Consider the following 19,892-nt stretch of genomic DNA (forward strand, 5'->3'; position numbering starts at 1 on the left):
GCGCCCATGCTCGCTTCCATGACGCTGTCGGCCCTGGTGATGGGCCTTGTGGGGGGGCCGCACTGCGTGGCCATGTGCGGGGCGGCGTGCGCCGGGATTGCCCGGGCCGCGGCGCCCCGGTCGCGTCAGGCGCTGTGGACGTGGCAACTGGGGCGCCTGGTGGGCTATTCGGTGCTCGGCGCGCTGGCCGGGGGTACGGTGCAGGGCATGGGGTGGCTGGGCCAGCAGACGGTGGTGCTGCGCCCGGTGTGGACCATGATGCACGTCGCCGCGCTGCTGCTGGGGCTGCTGCTGGTGGTGCAGGCCCGTCAGCCGGCCTTTCTGGACGGCTGGGCGCAGGCCGTCTGGCGCCGCGCCCGGCCCGTGATGAGCCGGCTGGGTGCCCGCGCTCCGGCGGTGCTGGGCGTGGGCTGGGCGCTGATGCCCTGCGGGCTGCTGTATTCGGCGCTGCTGGTGGCGTCGCTGTCCGCCTCGGCGCTGGAAGGCGCGGCGATCATGGCGGCTTTTGCCGTCGGGACCATGGTGTCGCTGGTCGCCGGGCCGTGGCTGCTGCTGCGGCTGGGCGATGCCCGATCGGGCGGGTGGGGTATACGCCTGGCTGGGCTGGCGCTGGCGGCCACGTCCGGCTGGGCGCTGTGGATGGGCATCACCCAGCCGACGGGTCTGTGGTGCGCGTGACGGGCGGTGTGGCCCGCGTGGGCCACGTCGCCACGATCAGGCCGAGCAGCGCGACCCCGAAGGCCAGCCACTGCAGCAGCGTCAGCCGCTCGCCCATGAACAGCACCCCGATGGTCGCGGCGCTGATGGGCAGCATCACGGTAAACACGCCGGCCCGCGCGGCGGAGACGTGGCGCAGCCCCGTCATCCACAGCCACACGGTCCAGACGCTGGCCGCCAGGCCGTAAAACACCAGCAGCGCCCACAGCGGCGCACCCATACGCCCCCAGTCGTAGTCCAGGGCGGCCCACAGGCCCAGCGGCGTCATCAGCGCCAGCCCCCACAGGTTGATGAGGGCTGCGATGCGCTTGGGGCCCATCTGGGCACTCAGGCGCTTGCCGATGACGACGTAGGCCGCCTCGCAGCAGACGGCAGCCAGCACCAGCAGGTTGCCCCACACCGCGAGCGGCAGCCCCATCCAGGTGGCGCTGGCGGCCGCTGCCGTGTGCGCGGCGGCCCCCTTGTCCAGCGAGAACAGCCCGATCCCCACCGCCGCCAGCCCGATGGCGGCCAGCGCCCGGCTGTCCAGCCGCTCGCGCAGGAAGAGGGCGGACTGCAGCGCCACCACGGCCGGGATGGCCGCCATGATCACCCCGGCCGCGCTGGCGGTGGTCAGGCTCACGCCATACAGCATGCAAATGGAAAACAAAAAATTGCCGAGCAGCCCCTGCAAAAACAGCAGCGCGTGCGTGCGGCGGCCGGGGGGCGCCTCGTGCGCGGGGCGGCGCACCCAGTGCGCCATGGCCGCGGCGCCGATCAAATAACGCAGCCACGCCAGCAAAAACACCGGCATGGCCGCGACCAGCGGTTTGGACAGGGCCACGTAGCTGCCCACCAGCGCCATGCTGGCGGCCAGGGCGCCGTAGGCCGTCCAGGGGGTGCGCGGGGGTGTCATCGGGGGTCGGGCACCAGGATGGTGGGGCGGGCCTCGGGCAGGGTATAGGGGTAGTCGCGGCTGTAGTGCAGGCCGCGGCTTTCCTTGCGCTGCTGGGCCGAGCGCACGATCAGGTCCGCCACCTGCACCAGATTGCGCAGCTCCAGCAAGTCGCTGCTGACGTGGAAGCGGGCGTAAAACTCCTGGATTTCGGCCTGCAGCAGCGCGATGCGGTGGGCCGCGCGCTCCAGCCGCTTGTCCGTGCGCACGATGCCCACATAGTCCCACATGAAGCGGCGCAGTTCGTCCCAGTTGTGGCTGATGACGACCTGCTCGTCTGCATCGATCACCCGGCTGTCGTCCCAGGGGCGTGCGGCGATGGGGGCGGGGCGGGGTTGGGCCACCATGTCGCGCACCGCCGCGCGCGCAAACACCATGCACTCCAGCAGCGAGTTGCTGGCCAGCCGGTTGGCGCCGTGCAGGCCGGTGTAGCTGGCCTCGCCCACGCAGTACAGGCCCGGCAGGTCGGTGCGCGCGCGCAGGTCGGTGACCACGCCGCCGCAGGTGTAGTGTGCCGCCGGCACCACGGGGATCGGCTCGCGCGTGATGTCGATGCCCAGCTCCGCGCAGCGCTTGAGGATGTTGGGGAAGTGCTCGTGCAAAAAGGCCGACGGCTGGTGCGAGATGTCCAGGTACACGCACGGGATGCCGTGCTTCTTCATCTCGAAGTCGATCGCGCGCGCGACGATGTCGCGCGGGGCGAGTTCGGCGCGCGGGTCGTGGTCCGGCATGAAGCGGCGGCTGCCCAGGTGCGGCGGCAGCTTCAGGATGCCGCCTTCGCCCCGCACGGCCTCGCTGATCAAAAAGCTCTTGGCCTTGGGGTGGTACAGGCAGGTCGGGTGGAACTGGATGAACTCCATGTTGGCCACCCGGCAGCCGGCGCGCCAAGCGGCGGCGATGCCGTCGCCGGTGGCGGTGTCGGGGTTGGAGGTGTAGAGGTATACCTTGCCCGCGCCACCCGTGCACAGCACGGTGTGCGGCGCCGCGAACACCTCCACCCGGTCGGTGGCCACGTCCAGCACATAGGCGCCCAGCACGCGCCGGGGCAGCTCGCGGCACTCGGCGTGGCGGTCGCTCAGGATCAGGTCCACCAGCGCGTGGGTTTCGAACACGTCGATATTGGCCGCCGCGCGCACCCGCTCGATCAGCGTTTGCTGCACGGCCGCGCCGGTGGCGTCGGCGGCGTGCACGATGCGGCGGTGGCTGTGTCCGCCCTCGCGCGTCAGGTGCAGGCCGTCGCCCTCGACGGTGAAAGGCGTGCCCAGCTCGCGCAGCCAGGCGATGGCCTCGGGCGCATGTTCGACGGTGAAGCGCGTCGCCTCGGGTTCGCACAGGCCGGCCCCGGCGACCATGGTGTCGTCGATGTGGTCCTGGAAGCTGTCGTCCTCCGCCAGCACCGCGGCGATGCCCCCCTGCGCCCAGCCGCTGGAGCCGTCGGTGATCGAGCGCTTGGTGACGATGGCGACCCGCCAGCTCGGCGGCAGCAGCAGCGCGGTGGTCAGGCCGGCCAGGCCGCTGCCGATGATCAGCGCGTCGTAGACGTGGTGGGCCGGGGCGGCCGTGGGCGGGGATGGGTTCATGGCGATGGCGGGTCCGGTGCGGGGGGCTCAGGACGGCACGTAGGCGAGCCGGACGTAGATGGGGGCGTAGGCCTCGGCCTGGGTCAGCTCGATCAGGTGCTCCTTGGCCAGTTCGAGCATGGCGATGAAGGTGACGATGGCGACCGGCACGCCGCGCGCCGGATCGAACAGCTCGCCAAACTCCACGAAGCGGCGGCCTTGTAGGGTGCGCAGCACCAGGCTCATGTGCTCGCGCACGGACAGGGCCTCGCGCGTGATGGTGTGGCGCTGCACCAGGCGGGCGCGGCGCAGGATGTCGCGCCAGGCGGCGCGCAAATCATCTACCGACACGTCCGGCCAGCGCGGCGCCAGCGACTGCTCGATGTGCACCTGCGCGCGCCAGAAGTCCCGCCCCAGTTGGGGCAGCGCGTCCAGGCTGCGCGAGGCGAGCTTGATCTGCTCGTACTCCAGCAACCGGCGCACCAGCTCGGCGCGGGGGTCCTCCGGCTCGCTGCCGTCCGGCGTGGGCTTGGGCGGCAGCAGCATGCGCGACTTGATCTCGATCAGCATGGCCGCCATCAGCAGATACTCGGCCGCCAGCTCCAGGTTGTGCGCGCGCACCTGCTCCACGTAGCCGAGGTACTGGCGCGTGACCTCGGCCATCGGGATATCCAGGATGTTGAAGTTCTGCCGCCGGATCAGGTACAGCAGCAGGTCCAGCGGCCCCTCGAAGGCCTCGAGGAACACCTCCAGCGCATCCGGCGGGATGTACAGATCCTGCGGCAGCGCGAACAGCGGCTCGCCGTACAGGCGCGCGATGGCCACCTGATCGATGACCTCGGGCTGCGCGGTCACCGCCTCGGGCGCGGGGGGCAGCTCGGCCGGCGGGCCGCTCACTTCAGCGACGGCTCGGTCTGGTAGACGTAGGGTTTTTGCGGGACGCGCGCGCGCTGCGCCTCGCGCCAGAAGTCGCGGTCCTGCGGGCGGTCCCACAGCAGGGCGCGGCCGGCGCGCTGCTCGGCCTCCAGCGCGGGCTTGCTGCGCTTGAGCGATTCGATGAACTGGGTGGCGTCGGAGACGTAGTCGGGCAGACCAAGCGGGTTCATGGGCGTTCTCGTGGGCGTCGCGTCAGCCGGCGATTTTAGGCCGCCGGGGGCAGGGGCGACCAGCCGGCCAGCCGCGACAGAAAGCCGGTGCGGCGCATCAACGACAACGGCTGTTCGTGCAAATGGTCGATGACCAGACGGCCGCCGCGCCGCTCGATGGCGTCGTGCAGGCTGCTCAGCGCATCCAGCCCGGTGGTGTCCAGCAGCATCAGGTGCCGGGCGTCCAGGCGCACCTGCACGCCCGCATCGGCCGCTTCCACCGCCTGAATCAAAGCATCCAGTTTGGTGACGGCGCCAAAGAACAGCGAGCCGTACAGCTCCGCCTCGATGCGTTGTGGATCGGCCCGGTGCAGCGTGACGCGGAACAGGCTGCTTTGCCGTCGCACGAACAGCACCACCGCCAGCACCAGGCCCAGCTCCACCGCCACCGTGAGGTCGAAGATGACCGTCACGGCAAAGGTGCTCAGCAGCATCAGGCGGTAGTGGTGGCTGAAGTGCTTGAGGCGCGCAAACTCGCGCCACTCGCCCATGTTCCACGCCACGAACAGCAGAATGCCCGCCAGCACGGCCAGCGGCACATGGCGCGCCAGGGGTGCGGCCAGCAGCACGATGGCCGCCAGCGTCGCCGCGTGCACCATGCCCGCGACGCCGCTGGTGGCCCCGCCGCGGATGTTGGTGACCGTGCGCGCGATGGTGCCCGTGGCCGGCATGCCACCGATGAACGGCACCACCGCGTTGGCGATGCCCTGCGCCATCAGCTCCTGGTTGGGGTCGTGCTTGCGGCCGCCGTGCAACTGGTCGGCCACCCGCGCGCACAGCAGCGACTCGATGGCGCCCAGCAAGGCGATGGTCAGCGTCGGGGTGACGAGCTGGCGCACGGTTTGCCAGGACACGTCGGGCCACACCAGCGCGGGCAGCCCCTGCGGGATGCTGCCAAAGCGGCTGCCGATCGTGTCCACCGGCCACTGCAGCGCCCAGGCCAGCAGCGACAGGGTGACCAGGGCCACCACTGGCGCCGGCAGACGCGAGGTGGCGCGCAGCGCGCTGACGCCCTCCAGCGCGTCCAGCCGCTGGCGAAAGGCCGAATCCGTGGCCCACAGCCGCGGCCACACGAACAGCCCCAGCACGCACAGGCCCGCCAGCGCCACCGAGTACGGGTTGACCGTGGACAGCGCCCCACCCACCGTGTGCAGGATGCCGAAAAAATCCGCCGGCATCTTGGCCACTTGCAGCCCCAGCGCGTCGCGCAACTGCGACAGCCCAATGAGCACCGCGATGCCGTTGGTAAAGCCGATGACGACGCTGACCGGCACGAAGCGCACCAGCACCCCCAGGCGCAGCCAGCCCATGGCAAACAGCAGCAGCCCCGCGCAGAAGGTGGACACCAGCAGCCCGCCGACGCCGTGCCGCTCGACGATGCCATAGACGATGACGATGAAGGCGCCAGCCGGCCCGCCGATTTGCACCGATGTGCCACCGAACGCGGCGATGATGAAACCGGCGATGATCGCGGTCCACAGGCCGGCGGTGGGTTGCAGGCCGCTGGCGATGGCAAACGCCATGGCCAGCGGCAACGCGACGACGCCGACGGTCACGCCGGCGCCGATGTCGCGCATCAGGCGCGCCCGGTCGTAGGCGCGCAGGTCATCGAGCAGACGGGGACGAAACGGATGCAGAGCGCGCATCACCGCACGCGCATGCCCGGCTCAGCGCCGGCGTGCGGCTCCAGGATGAACAGCCCCGGGTGGGCCTGGCCGTCGGCGTGGCTGGCGGCGAGCACCATGCCTTCGCTGACGCCGAACTTCATCTTGCGCGGGGCCAGGTTGGCCACCAGCACCGTCAGCTTGCCGACCAGCTGATCCGGCGCGTAGGCCGAGGCGATGCCGGAGAAGACGTTGCGCGTGCGGCCCTCGCCGACGTCCAGCGTCAGGCGCAGCAGCTTGGTGGAGCCCTCCACCCGCTCGCAGGCGACGATGCGCGCGATGCGCAGGTCCACCTTGGCGAAGTCGTCGATCGTGATCGTCGGGGCGATGGGCTCGCCGCCGGGCAGCGGCGCGGTGTCTGCGGCGGCCGCGGCGGTGTCTGCGGCCGGCGGCTCGAACAGGGCGTCCAGCAGCTTGGGGTCGACGCGCTGCATCAGGTGCTCGTACGGGGCGATGGCGTGCCCGGCGCCGAGCGGGCGCGCGGCGTTGGCGAAGTCCAGCGGCGCGCAGCGCAGGAAGGCCTCCACCCGCTCGGCGGTGGCCGGCAGCACGGGCTTGAGCATCGCGGTAAGGATGCGGAACGCCTCGATGCAGGTGGTGCAGACGTCGTGCAGCCGCGCGGCGAGTTCCGGCTGCTTGGCCAGCTCCCACGGCTTGTTCTGGTCCACGTAGGCGTTGACGCGGTCGGCCAGCGCCATGATCTCGCGCACGGCCTTGCCGTACTCGCGCTCGGCCCAGAGTTCGGCCACCGCCGGCAGCGCGGTCTGCAGCGCATCCAGCAGCGCCTCGCCGTCCGGCGCGATGGCGCCCAGCCGCCCCTCGAAACGCTTGGCGATGAAGCCCGCCGCGCGCGAGGCGATGTTGACGTACTTGCCGATCAGGTCGCTGTTGACGCGGGCGACGAAGTCCTCCGGGTTGAAGTCCACGTCCTCCACGCGCGGGTTGAGCTTGGCGGCCAGGTAGTAGCGCAGCCACTCCGGGTTGAGGCCCAGGCGCAGGTAGCGCAGCGGGTCGATGCCGGTGCCGCGGCTCTTGCTCATCTTCTCGCCGCTGACGGTGATGAAGCCGTGCACGAACACCTGCGTCGGCGTCTTGCGGCCGGAGAAGTGCAGCATCGCCGGCCAGAACAGCGTGTGGAAGTAGGTGATGTCTTTGCCGATGAAGTGGATCTGCTCCACTGCCGGGTCGGCGATAAATTCGTCGAACGTCTGCGTCGTGCGCGACGGCGCGTGCCAGTGGTTGGCGGCCTGACCCTTGTCGAAGTGGTTCTTCAGGCTGGCGAGATACCCGATCGGCGCGTCCAGCCAGACGTAGAAGTACTTGCCCGGCGCGTCCGGAATCTCGATGCCGAAGTACGGCGCGTCGCGGCTGATGTCCCAGTCGCCCAGGCCCCCGCGGCCGTCCTCGTCCTTGGCGAACCATTCGCGGATCTTGTTGACCACCTCCGGCTGCAGGCGGCCGGGGGCGGAGGTCCACTCCTCCAGGAACTGCACGCAGCGCGGGTCCGACAGCCGGAAGAAGAAGTGCTCCGACTGGCGCAGCTCCGGCGTGGCGCCCGACAGCGCCGAGTAGGGGTTCCTCAGCTCCGTGGGGGTGTAGACGGCGCCACAGGCCTCGCACGAGTCGCCGTACTGGTCGGCCGCGCCGCAGCGCGGGCACTGGCCCTTGATGTAGCGGTCGGGCAGGAACATGCCCTTGACCGGGTCGTAGAACTGCTCAATGGTGCGCCGCTCGATCAGCCCGGCAGCCTTGAGCGCCCGGTAGATGGCCTGCGCGAGTTCGTGGTTTTCCGGCGCGTCGGTGCTGTGCCAGTTGTCGAAGCGGATGTGAAAGCCGTCCAGGTACGCCGCGCGGCCGGCGGCGATGTCGGCGACGAACTGCTGCGGCGTCTTGCCGGCCTTCTCCGCCGCGATCATGATCGGCGCGCCGTGCGCGTCGTCGGCGCCGACGAAGTGCACCTCGTGCCCGAGCAGCCGCTGCGTGCGCACCCACACGTCGGCCTGGATGTACTCCATGATGTGGCCGATGTGGAAGTGGCCGTTGGCGTAGGGCAGGGCGGTGGTGACGAAGAAACGGCGCGAGGGCATGGAGCGGTCCTGTAACGGTCCTGTAACGGCGGACAAGTCCGGGATTCTAATGAGGACACTGCGCGCGCAGGGGCAAGCGCCCCGTGTGCGAGCCGCTAGACTCGCGCCATCGGACATGGCCCCAACGCGGCCCCAGCGTGGCCCAACCTTCGGAGACTGCACCCCCATGAGCGTCAACCAACAAGCGCTGCTGCAAGCGCTGCAAGCCGTCGTCGATCCCAACACGGGCAAGGACTTCGTCACCACCCGTGCCCTGAAAAACCTGCAAATCGCCGGGGGCGACGTGGCCTTTGAGGTGGAGCTGGGCTACCCCGCCAAAAGCCAGCTGGCCGATCTGCGCCGCGCGCTGGTGACCGCCGCCCGCAGCGTGCCCGGGGTGGACAACGTGTCGGTGCAGATCAACACCCGCATCCTGGCGCACGCCGTGCAGCGCGGGGTGCAACTGCTGCCGCAGGTCAAAAACATCATCGCCGTCGCCTCGGGCAAGGGCGGGGTGGGCAAGAGCACGACGGCCGTCAACCTGGCGCTGGCCCTGGCGGCCGAGGGCGCGCGCGTGGGCGTGCTGGATGCCGACATCTACGGCCCCAGCCAGCCCATGATGATGGGCATCGAAGGCCGGCCCGAAAGCCTGGACGGCAAAACCATGGAGCCGCTGGAAAACTATGGCCTGCAGGTCATGTCCATCGGCTTTTTGGTGGACAAGGACGAGGCCATGATCTGGCGCGGCCCCATGGCCACGCAGGCGCTGGAACAACTGCTGCGCCAGACCAACTGGAAGGATCTGGACTACCTGGTGGTGGACATGCCCCCGGGGACCGGGGACATTCAACTGACCCTGTCGCAGCGCGTGCCCATCACCGGCGCGGTGATCGTGACCACGCCGCAGGACATTGCGCTGCTGGACGCGCGCAAGGGCATCACCATGTTCCAGAAGGTGGGGGTGCCCATCCTGGGCATCGTGGAAAACATGGCCGTGCACGTCTGCCCCCACTGCGGCCATGCGGAGCATATCTTTGGCGCCGACGGCGGCAAACGCATGGCGGCCGAGCTGGAGGTCGCCTACCTGGGCGCGCTGCCGCTGAACCGCAGCATCCGCGAACAAGCCGATGCCGGCCGCCCGACAGTCGTGGCAGACCCGGACGGCGAAATCGCCGCGCTGTACAAGGCCGTGGCGCGGCAGGTGGCCATTGCCGTGGCCGCGAAGGCGAAGGATTATTCGAGCAAGTTTCCGACGATCAGGGTCAGTCAGGGGACGTGAGGGAGGTCACGCGGGCCGGCCGCGGGCGGTTCAGCGCCGGCCGGGAACTGGGGCCAGCAGCCACCTGGCCCACGGCAGCTCGGGCCAGTCCGCACGTCCGGCGCCGAGGGCCGGCCAGTCCGTGATCGCGGCCTTGCACAGGCCGGGGTGGAACATCGCGCACAGCCGCTCCCCGTACCAGGCGGCCTTTTGCGCATCGCCGCGGAAGCCGTACGCCACCGCCGTGCGCCACAGCAGGCCCGGCAGCGGGTAATTCCGCGTGGTGCGCTCCAGGGCCGCCAGCTCGGCGTCGGTGAGGTTGCTCAGGCTTGCCGCCGGGCGGCTGAGCCAGTCCACCCGCGCCAGCAGCCCCGGGTACAGCGCCTTGGAGAACGGGTGCGCGTCCGGCAGCGCGGCGCGCACGGCCGCCGCGCCCTGCTGCCGGAACAGGGTGTAGAGCTTTTCCACCTCCACGTAGCCGCGCCAGACCGGGTAGGCCACCAGCGCGCACGCCAGCAGCCAGCCGATGCCCGTGGCCAGCGGCCAGCGCAGCGCGACGGGGCGGCCGGGCTGCCCCGTCAGGTACCCCAGCAGCAGGCACATCAGCCACAGGAAGAACCCGTAATGCAGCGGGTACTCCAGCAGCGCGTGCACCAGCATCGCCGTCACCATCAGCCACGGCAGCCAGCGCTGCGGATCGTGCGCCCCGCGCGCGGCGCGCCACCACAGCCACGCCACCGCGGCGGCGATCGCCCCTCCCGCCGGCAGGCCGAACATCAGCAGCAGGTCCAGCACCGTGTTGTGCGCGTGCGCAGCAATGCTGTAATCGATCGCCCCGTACACCGGGCTCAGTTCCAGGTGCGCCTGCGCCATTGCCGCCGGGCCGTTGCCGATCCACGGGTGCTGCAGCACGGCCGTCCACGCCATCGCCCACAGGCGCAGCCGCTGGCTGTCCTGCGTCAGGGGGCGGTCCTCCGGCGGGCTCGGCAGCCCGAGCCATTCGGTGAACACCGGCGTGGCAGCCTGGAACGCGAACAGCAGCGCGGCCGGCACCGCCACCCACGCCAGCAGGGCGTGGCGCAGGTGCCCGTGCCGCCACAGCAGCCACGCCGCCGTCAGCATTGGCGCCAGCAGCAGGTTCAGCTGCGCGGTGCGCGATCCGCTCAGGTAGACGCCGAAGGTCAGCACGGCCACCACCAGCGCGAGCAGCAGGGTCCGGACGTGCCGCCCGAGCCGCTGCGCCGCGGGCTGCTGCGCCACCCACAGCGCACACCACAGCCCGATGACCAGAAGCGTGCCGAGGTTGTTGGGGTGCCCGATGTTCGCTACCGCTCGCCCGGTTCCTTGGTTGGGGGTAAGGAAGGCTGCACCAGCTGCCCAACTGTCCTTGTCCAAAAAATCGGACCACTGCAGGATGGCGATCGCCGATGAGATCAGAGCGGTAAGAAGTAATGTGACTACGACAGGCAAGAAATCGTTGGTGTGCGTCTGATATGTGCCTCCGGTGAGGTATGCCATCACAGAGACGGATGCAAACGCTGGAAAGATGAAAAGCTCCGTCGCGGGATCTGATGACAAGCTCTGGATGACCGTGAATGCGGTAACGACAAAGATTATTTTTTGTGTTGTGGTGGACGATGTTTTGGTGAGGTCGGGCAAAATCTTGCCGGAAAATAATAGTGCGATGAAGCAAAAAAATAAAAATTCTCCGTGGAAGGTGGTCCACGGAGGCAGGTGGAGTGGAAGCAAATAACTTAAGGAGAGGCAAACTAATGCAAGGATAGAGATCAGCAGGCTGTATGTTTCTCTTGCATTGATCATGTGAATGGGGGTCGCATCAGGCGCCCCCTCTCCTCTGTTTAAGATATCAGAGGCCGCAACCCTTGACTGCTTTTGCCCCTGATCCGGGGGCGCACGTCCATGAAATACTGGCAGCTGACGCGCTGAGCGTCATCGTGACTGTCGCTCCATCATAGGTGGATGTAATTGTTCCGTTGTTGCAAGAGACTCCGCTCGGCAATGTCGTCGGGCACGTGGCACTGCCGGTCGCGCTGTAGGCTTCGGCTATAGCGAGCTTGACAGCGTCCGCTTGAGCAATCGCGTTACCAGTCTTGGCCTTCGCGGTATAGTCTTGATAAGCCGGCAGCGCCACAGCTGCCAGAATGCCGATGATCGCCACGACGATCATCAGTTCGATGAGCGTGAAGCCCTGTTGGACACGTTTCATGGTTTCAACCTCCAGAGATGGACACATTGGCCCCGTGGTCGACGGGGTCAAGATCATCGTAGCACCATCCGTGCCAGCTGCAGTATCTGCGCGATGTTGGCTCGTGCGCCCGTGGCGCGGGCGCCACGCGAAGGGGCCGGGCGGCGCCGATGGCATCAAATCATGACGTCAAACCTTGACGTCCAGCGCCGGCGGCAGCCGGTCCGGCGCCACGTCCAGTCGCCGGTGGGCGTCCTCGCGCAGGCGGTCGTAGGTGCGCAGCAGCAGGTGGGCCGCGTCCTCGGCCAGCCGCAGATCCTGCGCGAAGGTCTCGGGGTCGGTCTGATACTCGTGCACCAGCCGGTTGCGCAGGTTGCGGGCCGCGATCCACGCCTCCGCGGAGTCCAGCACGCCCAGTCGTTCGGCGCGGCGCAGGTTTTCGATCATGCTGGCGGGCCGCTCCGACAGGGCCGCCAGCCAGCGCGGCAGCAGCTTGTCGCCGATCGTGTCCTGCATGCGGCCAAAGCGCGAGACGAACGCTTCCAGTCGCTCGGCATCCTCCGGGCGGGATTCCAGCATCCGCACCCAGTCGGCGTCGGGCTCGCCCGCGCCGAACAGCCGCTGCAGGCTCCAGAGCAGGTGGGTGCCCTCGCGGTGCACGATGTCGAGGGTGGCCAGAAACCGCTCCAGCGGCGTGGGCGGCGCGATGGGTTCAGTCGGGGTCGTCATACGGCGATGCCGGTGTGCTGGGCCACCCGCACGATGGGGGTGGCGGGGGTGGCAGGGTCAACCACGAGAGCGTCGATGCGCTGGTCGCCCAGGCGCATCTGCAGCCGGGCGACCAGCCGATGGGTGCGCGCGGCGCGGTCCGGCAGCGGCTCGGGGCACTCGATCAGCAGGTCGATGTCGCCGCCGCGCGCCGCATCGTCGGTGCGCGAGCCGAACAGCCGCACCCGCGCTTGCGGGCCGAACAGCTCGCGCACGGTGTCGCGGATGACGGCGCGCTCCGTTTCGCTCAGGCGCATGCCACCTCCCACCCCACGATCTGGCGCCGGGCGCGGCTGAACTCGACGCCGAGCTCGATCACCTCCGCAATGCCCGGCGCGCCGCGGTGCTTGGCGGCGTAGTCGCGGGCCTTGAGCTGGCGCATCGCCTCGCCGGTGGGTTCCTCGCCGTCGATGACCTTGAACTCGATCACCCACGCGCGGCCCGCATGGCGGATGACGAGGTCGCACTGGCCGGGGTTGGAGACTTCCTCCGGCACGATGTCGAGCCCGAGGCTTGCCAGGTGGCTGTAGAAGACGCTGGCGTAATAGCCTTCATATTGGGCAATGGGGTTGTTGCGATACCAATCATTTGGGATGCTGGCGTACAGGCGCTGGAAGTGCGCGCGCAGGCCTTCGGCATCGCCGTCGGTGAGCAGGTCGTACAGGTCGCTGGCCAGGCGGCTGACCAGCGAGGCATCGGGCATCCAGGCCTTCAGCAGCCGGTCGTTGAGGGCGTAGCGCACCTCCTGGTTTGGCACCCGCAGGGTGTAGACGGTGCGGCTGCCCTTGCGTTGCTGGCTGTCGATGGTGAGATACCCCGTCTGCCACAGCAGCGCCTCGGGCTCGATACGCTCCACGTCGAACGCCCCCAGCAGGTCGTCGTCCGCCAGCAGCCGCTCGAGCTTTGGCGTGAAAAAGCCCCGGTTCCGCAGCCACTCGACGAGGAAGGTGGGCGTGCCGGTCTCGAACCAGTGCGCGCGGAATTGCCGTTCGGCGAGCAGCAGCAGCACGTCGAACGGGTTGTAGACGCTCACCGGGCCCCAGCGGTAGCCGTTGTACCAGCGCCGGATCTCCTCGCGGTCCAGCGGCTGGCCTTCCGCGGCGGCAGCCTCGAGCTCCGGCGCGAAGATGGTGTCGATGTCCGCGTCGGTGTAGCCGCAGACCGTGCCGTATTCGGGCGACAGCGTGATGTCGCGCAGGTTGTTCAGACCCGAGAAGATCGAGACCTTGCTGAACTTGGACACGCCCGTCAGCAGCACGAAGCGCAGGTCGGCGTCCCGTCCCTTGATGACGCTGTAGAGGTTGCGCAGGCCCTCGCGCATCGCGCGGGCGATGTCGGGGGCTTCGAGGTTGTCGAGGATGGGCTTGTCGTATTCGTCGACCAGCACCACGGCCTGGCGGGCGTGCGCCTCGGCGGCGCGCTCGATCAGGGCGTCGAAGCGCAGCGGGACGTCCGTGTCCGGCGGCGGTAGCTCGACCCCCAGATGGCGGGCGTTGGCCTCCAGCTGGGCGTGGATGTGGCGGTCGAGCTGTTCGCGCTTTTCCAGCCGCCCGGCCGCGAAACTGAGCCGGATCACCGGGTGGGGCTTGGCCCAGTCCCAATGGTCGGCAAGGAACAGCTTCTCGCGCGGGGCAGTGCCATCCGCGCCGTCGTGGGCGTCGAACAATTCGCGCCGACACTCAAACGCTGCGGCAATGGTGTCGAGCAGCAGGCTCTTGCCGAAGCGGCGCGGGCGGGAGAGGAAGTAGGCCCCACCCTGATCCGCCAGTCGCGCGATCAGCGGGGTCTTGTCGACGTAGTAGTGCCCCTCCAGGCGGATCTTGGCAAAGGTTTGGATGCCGATGGGCAGCTTGCGGCGGGCAGCGGTGTTCATGGCCGTGTTATACCGGCAGACCGCTCGACCTCCCACCCGACGATCTGGCGCCGGGCACGGCTGAACTCCACGCCGAGCTCGATCACCTCGTGGATGCCCGGCGCGCCGCGGTGTTTGGCGGCGTAGTCGCGGGCCTTGAGCTGGCGCATCGCCTCGCCGGTCGGCTCCTCACCGTCGATGACCTTGAACTCGATCACCCATGCGCGGCAGGCGTGGCGGATGACGAGGTCGCACTGGCCGGGGTTGGAGACCTCCTCCGGCACGATGTCCAGGCCCAGGCTGGCCAAGTGGCTGTAGAAGACGCTGGCGTAGTAGCCCTCGTACTGGGCGATGGGGTTGGCGCGTACCCAGTCGTGCGGGATGCTGGCGTACAGGCGCTCGAAGTGCGCGCGTAGGCCTTCGGCGTCACCGCGGACCAGCAGGTCATGCAGGTGCAGCGTCAGCGCCGTCAGCCGCCCCCCGCCCGGATACCAGCCGCGCAGCAGCAGCGCCTCGTTGAGCGCGCTGCGCACCTCAAGGTTGGGCACGCGCAGGCGGTAGACGCTGGTGGCGCCGCGGCGCTCCTGGCCGTCGATGGTGAGATACCCGGTCTGCCACAGAAGCGCCTCGGGCTCGATGGCCTCGACGTCGAAGGCCGACAGCAGCTGCTCGCTGGCGTAGAGCCGCTCGAGCTGCGGGGTGTAGAAGCCCCGGTTCCGCAGCCACTCGACGAGGAAGGTGGGCGTGCCGGTCTCGAACCAGTGCGCGCGGAACTGCCGGCTGCGCAGCAGTAACAACACGTCAAACGGGTTGTAGACGCTCACCGGCCCCCAGCGGTAGCCGTTGTACCAGCGCCGGATCTCCTCGCGATCCAGCGCCTGGCCCTCGGCTGCAGCAGCCTGCAGCTCCGGCGCGAACACCGTGTCGATGTCCTCGTCGGTGTAGCCGCAGACGGTGCCGTATTCCGGATCCAGCGTCAGGTCGTAGAGGTTGTTCAGGCCCGAGAAGATGGAGACCTTGCTGAACTTGGACACCCCCGTCAGCAGCACGAAGCGAAGGTCGGCATCCCGGCCCTTGATGACGCTGTAGAGGTTTCTGAGCCCCTCGCGCATCGCACGGGCGAGGTCGGGGGCCTCGAGGTTGTCGAGGATGGGCTTGTCGTACTCGTCGACCAGCACCACGGCCTGGCGGTTGTGGGCTTCGGCGGCGCGGGTGATGAGCTCGGCGAAGCTGCCGGGGATGTCGTCGGGATCGCTGAGTTCCACACTCAGGCGCTGCGCCTGCTCGCGCAGCTGGCGGCGGATGTGGCGGTCGAGCTCGTCCCGGCGCTCCAGCCGCCCTTCGGCAAAGCTGAGGCGGATCACCGGGTGGGGCTTGGCCCAGTCCCAGTGGTCGGCGAGGAAGAGCTTCTCGCGCGCTGCGGTGCCATCCGCGCCGTCGTGCGCGTCGAACAATTCACGCCGACACTCGAACGCCGCGGCGATGGTGTCCAGCAGCAGGCTCTTGCCGAAGCGGCGCGGGCGGGAGAGGAAGTAGGCCCCACCCTGGTCCGCCAGCCGCGCGATCAGCGGGGTCTTGTCGACGTAGTAGTGCCCCTCCAGGCGGATCTTGGCAAAGGTCTGGATGCCGATGGGTAGCTTGCGACGAGTGAAGGGCATGAAGTCAGATCGATTGGATGCCAGTGAGCCCGTCGATTGCAGAACACGTGCTCTGTGGTTTGAAATGTCGAGCCTTGGTGAGCAGACACTCGATGCAATCGGTTGAATGGGGAAAAATTTCTGACCGCCACCTACTGGCGCCAACAGTCGGTCGCGGTGACACCGTTGGCCTCGTTCTCGATATAGCGTCGACTCAGATGGTCTAAAATCAAATCACCACATCGATCGCTGGTCTGAGAGCCCGCTCTGCGTCTTGCGATGAGAACATACTCGTTGGCCTTGGGTTGACCGTCCTTGAATACGAAGTCGTAAAACCGACCACTTTCACTGTTGCCTGCGCAGTTGATGTTGGTTACCGGAGGGGGATTTAAGTATGAGAAAGTAACGGTGCGGTGGCGTTCCAACATTTGCGCCCAATCGAGCAAGCACGCGGCTGCTGCCGCCCGTCGGCTCGTGCGTACGTATTCAGTATAGCTGGGGTAAGCGATGGCCGCCAGAATGCCGATGATTGCCACCGCAATCATCAGCTCCAACAGGGTAAATCCGGCTGCCCGCGTGTGTACGCATTTCATGCAAAAAACTCCCGCTTGGTCTCCATCAATCCACTAGCTCTCGCCACGCACTGCGGCAATTGTAGGTGCGCAGCAGAAGGTTGGGGCCGCCTGATGCCTGTATTGCTGTGCCCAATTGTTCGCAGCGGGCGATCCGATTGATCTGCGGAGTAGGCAGGCCTGATCCTCCGCTGATCGGTCCCGTGTTGGGGTCGGTCCCCCCTCCGGCAAAGATCGGGTTGCTGCCGAGTATGGGGTCCATGGTGGCTCGACCCCCAATGAAAACCGTACCGCTGGGAGAATTGATCTTGTCGTCGTCGAAATTGTTATTTCGGTTGATATCGGCGTATCCGAATGACAAGGCGCCTCCTATAAATGGGTCGACGAAGTTGCTGTAGCCGCTCAATGCGGGCGTGCAAGGGTTCTGGCTGGGTATGATAGACGAAAAATCCAGAACCAACTGTCGCGAGGGCTGAATCTGTGGTTGCAGAATGAAACGTTCGCCAGGCTTGGTGTTGAAATCTATGTACCAACCGTAACGGGTGAGTTGACCCGACGTATTGAAGTAGTCGTTATATGAGCCTGTTCCGAATGTTCGGACCGTTTCGCCAGCAAACGTGCTTTCGGACGGAGATGCGCGTTGTACCAGTTGCGACCTCGAGACCTTGATGCCTTGATCAATCACCCCGTAGATGGTCTGGGTTTGTGTGTCAGTTTTGTCTTCGTTGCGAAAATAGGAGCCCGTACCTACAAACACGAAGCGTTTCCCCTGTAAAGGGGTAGCAATATATGAGGGAGGCATTGCCCATGCAGGAGCCGCCGTGATCGGTTGTGCTTGTCCTGAGGACGTCGTCGCAGTAAAGAGTGGTTGATTGCTACTGATAGGGTTGCCCCATGACGTTGGTGTACCCGAACTCAGGTTAAACTTCCAAAGGTTTCCCTTGAGATCGCCCGCGTAAACAGTATCCACTGTTCCGTTTCCGTCTTCGTCCACCAAGGTTGGTGGGCCCATCCCGTTGTCGCCACCAACACCGGTGTCGATTTTTCGTACGACCGAGCCGGTTTCTGCGTCGATCACGAACAGTACAGCCTTGCCGTTCGGGCTGTTATAGCCGTTGCCAGTAATGATCACTGGGCGACCGTTATTTGCTCTGGCCAGTTCAAACGTTCCGATCACGTGCCCCATGTCCGGTTCGGCGGTAGCGGATTGATCAAGACGTTCCCACAAAATGTTCCCAGATCCAAAGCTGGTTGGGTTAGATACGTCCAAGGCAAAGAAACCTTTGGCCCCCCGTCCGGCAGACGCGACCAGGATCGTGCGGGAAGCGATCTCATTCTTCGTCGTCAAGCGGAGTTGGCCATCAACATAGAAGCGGTGACCATAGCCCGTCGATGCCAAGTCTGGGAGCGCGCTAAGGAGCGCTCGGGGTACGTACGCAAACAGCTCCCGGCCGGTGTTAGCGTCGAAGGCGTGTAGCATGCCGCCGTTTCCACCGATGTAGACGACGCCGGCACTCCCCACCAAAGCCTGAAATACGGGTTCGGAGTTGATGAAATCGGCAAGAGGCGTGGCTCGGTTGCGTAGGGTCCCGCCATTGGCGACCTCGTTGGAGCGATCACCTCGGATATAGTTGAGAATGGCCTCGGATCCGATGGCTGTTCGGTCGGCAGAGCTCAAATTAGACCACGTGAAGGCGATGCCTTGCCCTGATGCATTGAGTGTGAAGATGCGGCGAGAGGAGGGTGCGGGTAGTTGTTCGGATGCACGCCAAATGGGTGGTCGTACCACGCCTGTGGCCGTTATTCGGTATGCAAGTAAGTCGCCCGACCATCGGGTGGAATTGAACTCACTCTGATAGATCTTGGCGTCCGCAACCAACCGCCGTGCATTGGCCGCCATCCCACTGCCTGAGGCCGAACGGTTGGCGATATCGTTCAATGCCCGGCGGAATCCCTCCTCAAGCTCCGACGGATTCTGGGCGCTGACGAATGCCCCGCGACCGTTGACCGTCGCGTGCAGAAGGTCGTCAAGACGGGCAGGATATGCAGCCCCTCCACTGGTATCCGAGGCCTGAGGGTCCGGCCAGTTGATGGTGGCACCGGTGTCGATCGCCGCAAAGGCGGCATCAGGATCAATGCTGGAGCCGCTCAGTCCCAAACTGATGGCCATGGTCACCATATGCTGCCAAAAAGCAGGATCTTTGGGGTCGGTGGGGACGTTGTTCGCCAAACTTGGTTGCAGGTCATTTTTCCAATAGAACATGGCGACATCGGCAAGCGTGTCGGAGCGGCCATCGCGAAACGGGCTGCGAGCGGTGTAGGTGTAACTGCGTCCGTCCGGCCCGGTGTGAGCCGGACCGTCGGTGCTGTCATTGTCCGAACGAGCGCCGCCACTGGCGAAGTCACCGTTCCAATACCCATCAGTCATGAGGACGGCAAACGAGCGCCGGCAGCTCAACAACTGTCCACCACTTTGACCCGGTGTCGTGCTCCAGGGGCCGCGGTCATCGCTGCGGCTGTAGTAGCGCCCCACCGCATCCAGTGCTGGCCTGATGGGCGTTGCCGCTGCAGGGATATCCCAGCCGTAGAGGTCGGAAAAGAAATTTTGTCGATCCGTCCCTGAGAACGGTCGAACACCCCGGACGATGTTGGATGTGCTCACGCCGTCGACGGTTCGGCTGGCAGCATTCAGCGTGGCAAAACCCACGCGCAGGTTCCCCCCCTGAGTGGCGAAAACCCGACCGGCGCCAGCCCGAGTGGCCAAGATCCGTGAACGGTAGTAGGTGTACCAGTTGGCGAAATTTTTGATTTCCTGTTCGTATGTGCAAACTCCGTTGCTGCAGTCCGTGCGATTTTCTCTACCATCGCCAGAGTAAGTTGCGGTCCGCGATCGTATTTCTACCCTCGTGTAAGATCCTGTATTCCATTTTGGACCGCCGTTATAGCGGAAATAGACTGCTGGCCAATAGGTTTGGTTTGAAGTGTTGGTGGGGGCTGGACAGTTACTTGCGCTACTACAGCTCGCCCACCGGATATTGGCAGATGCAGATTGGGTGAAATCCCGGCATCCGAGACTGGTGTTGAATGGGTTGTGAGGGGCGCAGGTCTTGGTTGCGTCAGGAAAAGTCGTTCCGTCCGACCGTAGCCAGGGCCGGTAGGTGATGGCGGGATTGTAGTAGATGGTGTTGAATGCGGGGCTTCGAACAATTGCCCCGTAGGGGTTGTTCGTTGTGTTGAACGATGGAACCCGAATCGTGTAAAGATCGGGTCCATAGACCCCGCTGACAGGCGGGTAAAGATAGTAGGTTTGAGCCAGAATTTCGTTGTCCGGCATGACTTCGAATTGCATCGATCCCGAGTCATCGAGCAGTAGCATGATGTTGGGGTCGACGCCCGTCATCAATTGCAGCGGGGCGTTCGGAATGTTCAGCGCTGCCCATGCATGATGATGAACCAAGAGGGTGGCCAGCGTGGCGGCCGTCCAGCGGCGAATCGGGGACATAGTGGTATTCCT

The 19,892-nt window shown here is 66.5% G+C and carries 16 protein-coding genes; 2 read left to right on the top strand and 14 right to left on the bottom strand.

The window, feature by feature from the left end:
• The first annotated feature begins 6 nt into the window (after nucleotides 1–6).
• Nucleotides 7–678 carry a sulfite exporter TauE/SafE family protein gene (locus A9O67_RS06605; RefSeq protein WP_068608631.1) on the top strand — a complete coding sequence of 224 codons (672 nt, stop codon included), beginning with the start codon at nucleotides 7–9 and terminating at the stop codon, nucleotides 676–678.
• Here A9O67_RS06605 and A9O67_RS06610 read toward each other — a convergent pair.
• The 6 genes from A9O67_RS06610 to metG are packed head-to-tail and all read right to left on the bottom strand — an operon-like array spanning nucleotide 647 to nucleotide 8,106.
• Complete coding sequence (locus tag A9O67_RS06610) at nucleotides 647–1,612, bottom strand: DMT family transporter (RefSeq protein ID WP_068608633.1); 966 nt, start codon at nucleotides 1,610–1,612, stop codon at nucleotides 647–649. The two genes, A9O67_RS06605 and A9O67_RS06610, sit on opposite strands and share 32 nt — an antisense overlap.
• Complete coding sequence (gene nadB / locus A9O67_RS06615; RefSeq protein ID WP_068608635.1) at nucleotides 1,609–3,231, bottom strand: L-aspartate oxidase; 1,623 nt, start codon at nucleotides 3,229–3,231, stop codon at nucleotides 1,609–1,611. The genes A9O67_RS06610 and nadB overlap by 4 nt, the downstream gene beginning before the upstream one ends.
• Nucleotides 3,232–3,258: 27 nt before the next feature.
• Nucleotides 3,259–4,107 carry a segregation and condensation protein A gene (locus A9O67_RS06620; protein WP_068608637.1) on the bottom strand — a complete coding sequence of 283 codons (849 nt, stop codon included), beginning with the start codon at nucleotides 4,105–4,107 and terminating at the stop codon, nucleotides 3,259–3,261.
• Nucleotides 4,104–4,316: a DUF3460 family protein gene (locus A9O67_RS06625; protein ID WP_068608639.1), complete on the bottom strand. Its 213-nt coding sequence runs from the start codon at nucleotides 4,314–4,316 to the stop codon at nucleotides 4,104–4,106. Before A9O67_RS06625 ends, A9O67_RS06620 begins: the two co-directional genes overlap by 4 nt.
• Nucleotides 4,317–4,351: 35 nt before the next feature.
• Nucleotides 4,352–6,001, bottom strand: coding sequence for a SulP family inorganic anion transporter (locus A9O67_RS06630; RefSeq protein WP_068608642.1), 1,650 nt, complete (start codon nucleotides 5,999–6,001; stop codon nucleotides 4,352–4,354).
• Nucleotides 6,001–8,106: a methionine--tRNA ligase gene (metG, locus tag A9O67_RS06635; protein WP_068608644.1), complete on the bottom strand. Its 2,106-nt coding sequence runs from the start codon at nucleotides 8,104–8,106 to the stop codon at nucleotides 6,001–6,003. The genes A9O67_RS06630 and metG overlap by 1 nt, the downstream gene beginning before the upstream one ends.
• 166 nt (nucleotides 8,107–8,272) lie before the next feature.
• Between metG and apbC the strand changes: the two genes are divergently transcribed.
• Complete coding sequence (gene apbC, locus A9O67_RS06640; RefSeq protein WP_068608646.1) at nucleotides 8,273–9,364, top strand: iron-sulfur cluster carrier protein ApbC; 1,092 nt, start codon at nucleotides 8,273–8,275, stop codon at nucleotides 9,362–9,364.
• A gap of 30 nt (nucleotides 9,365–9,394) precedes the next feature.
• Here the strand turns inward: apbC and A9O67_RS06645 are convergent, their stop codons facing one another.
• The 8 genes from A9O67_RS06645 to A9O67_RS13130 form a co-directional block, all read right to left on the bottom strand.
• Nucleotides 9,395–10,813 carry a PglL family O-oligosaccharyltransferase gene (locus A9O67_RS06645; protein ID WP_197484452.1) on the bottom strand — a complete coding sequence of 473 codons (1,419 nt, stop codon included), beginning with the start codon at nucleotides 10,811–10,813 and terminating at the stop codon, nucleotides 9,395–9,397.
• A 397-nt stretch (nucleotides 10,814–11,210) separates the two neighbouring features.
• Nucleotides 11,211–11,570, bottom strand: coding sequence for a pilin (locus A9O67_RS13950; protein ID WP_082955424.1), 360 nt, complete (start codon nucleotides 11,568–11,570; stop codon nucleotides 11,211–11,213).
• Nucleotides 11,571–11,738: 168 nt separating this feature from the next.
• Nucleotides 11,739–12,278, bottom strand: coding sequence for a hypothetical protein (locus A9O67_RS06650; RefSeq protein WP_068608650.1), 540 nt, complete (start codon nucleotides 12,276–12,278; stop codon nucleotides 11,739–11,741).
• Nucleotides 12,275–12,574 (bottom strand): nucleotidyltransferase domain-containing protein, encoded by a 300-nt coding sequence (locus A9O67_RS06655; RefSeq protein ID WP_068608652.1) that lies wholly within the window; start codon nucleotides 12,572–12,574, stop codon nucleotides 12,275–12,277. The genes A9O67_RS06650 and A9O67_RS06655 overlap by 4 nt, the downstream gene beginning before the upstream one ends.
• On the bottom strand, nucleotides 12,565–14,190 hold the full coding sequence (locus A9O67_RS06660; RefSeq protein WP_068608654.1) for an ATP-binding protein: 1,626 nt from the start codon (nucleotides 14,188–14,190) through the stop codon (nucleotides 12,565–12,567). Before A9O67_RS06660 ends, A9O67_RS06655 begins: the two co-directional genes overlap by 10 nt.
• Nucleotides 14,187–15,827 carry an ATP-binding protein gene (locus tag A9O67_RS06665; RefSeq protein ID WP_068608656.1) on the bottom strand — a complete coding sequence of 547 codons (1,641 nt, stop codon included), beginning with the start codon at nucleotides 15,825–15,827 and terminating at the stop codon, nucleotides 14,187–14,189. The genes A9O67_RS06660 and A9O67_RS06665 overlap by 4 nt, the downstream gene beginning before the upstream one ends.
• Nucleotides 15,828–15,958: 131 nt before the next feature.
• The gene (locus A9O67_RS13125; RefSeq protein ID WP_082955425.1) at nucleotides 15,959–16,399 is read right to left on the bottom strand and encodes a type IV pilin protein; all 441 of its coding nucleotides are present in this window, start codon (nucleotides 16,397–16,399) and stop codon (nucleotides 15,959–15,961) included.
• A gap of 25 nt (nucleotides 16,400–16,424) precedes the next feature.
• Nucleotides 16,425–19,880 (bottom strand): pilus assembly protein, encoded by a 3,456-nt coding sequence (locus A9O67_RS13130; protein WP_197484453.1) that lies wholly within the window; start codon nucleotides 19,878–19,880, stop codon nucleotides 16,425–16,427.
• Between the last annotated feature and the right edge of the window lie 12 nt (nucleotides 19,881–19,892).

This window comes from Tepidimonas fonticaldi (assembly GCF_001675355.1).
In the GTDB taxonomy this organism is placed as follows: domain Bacteria; phylum Pseudomonadota; class Gammaproteobacteria; order Burkholderiales; family Burkholderiaceae_C; genus Tepidimonas; species Tepidimonas fonticaldi.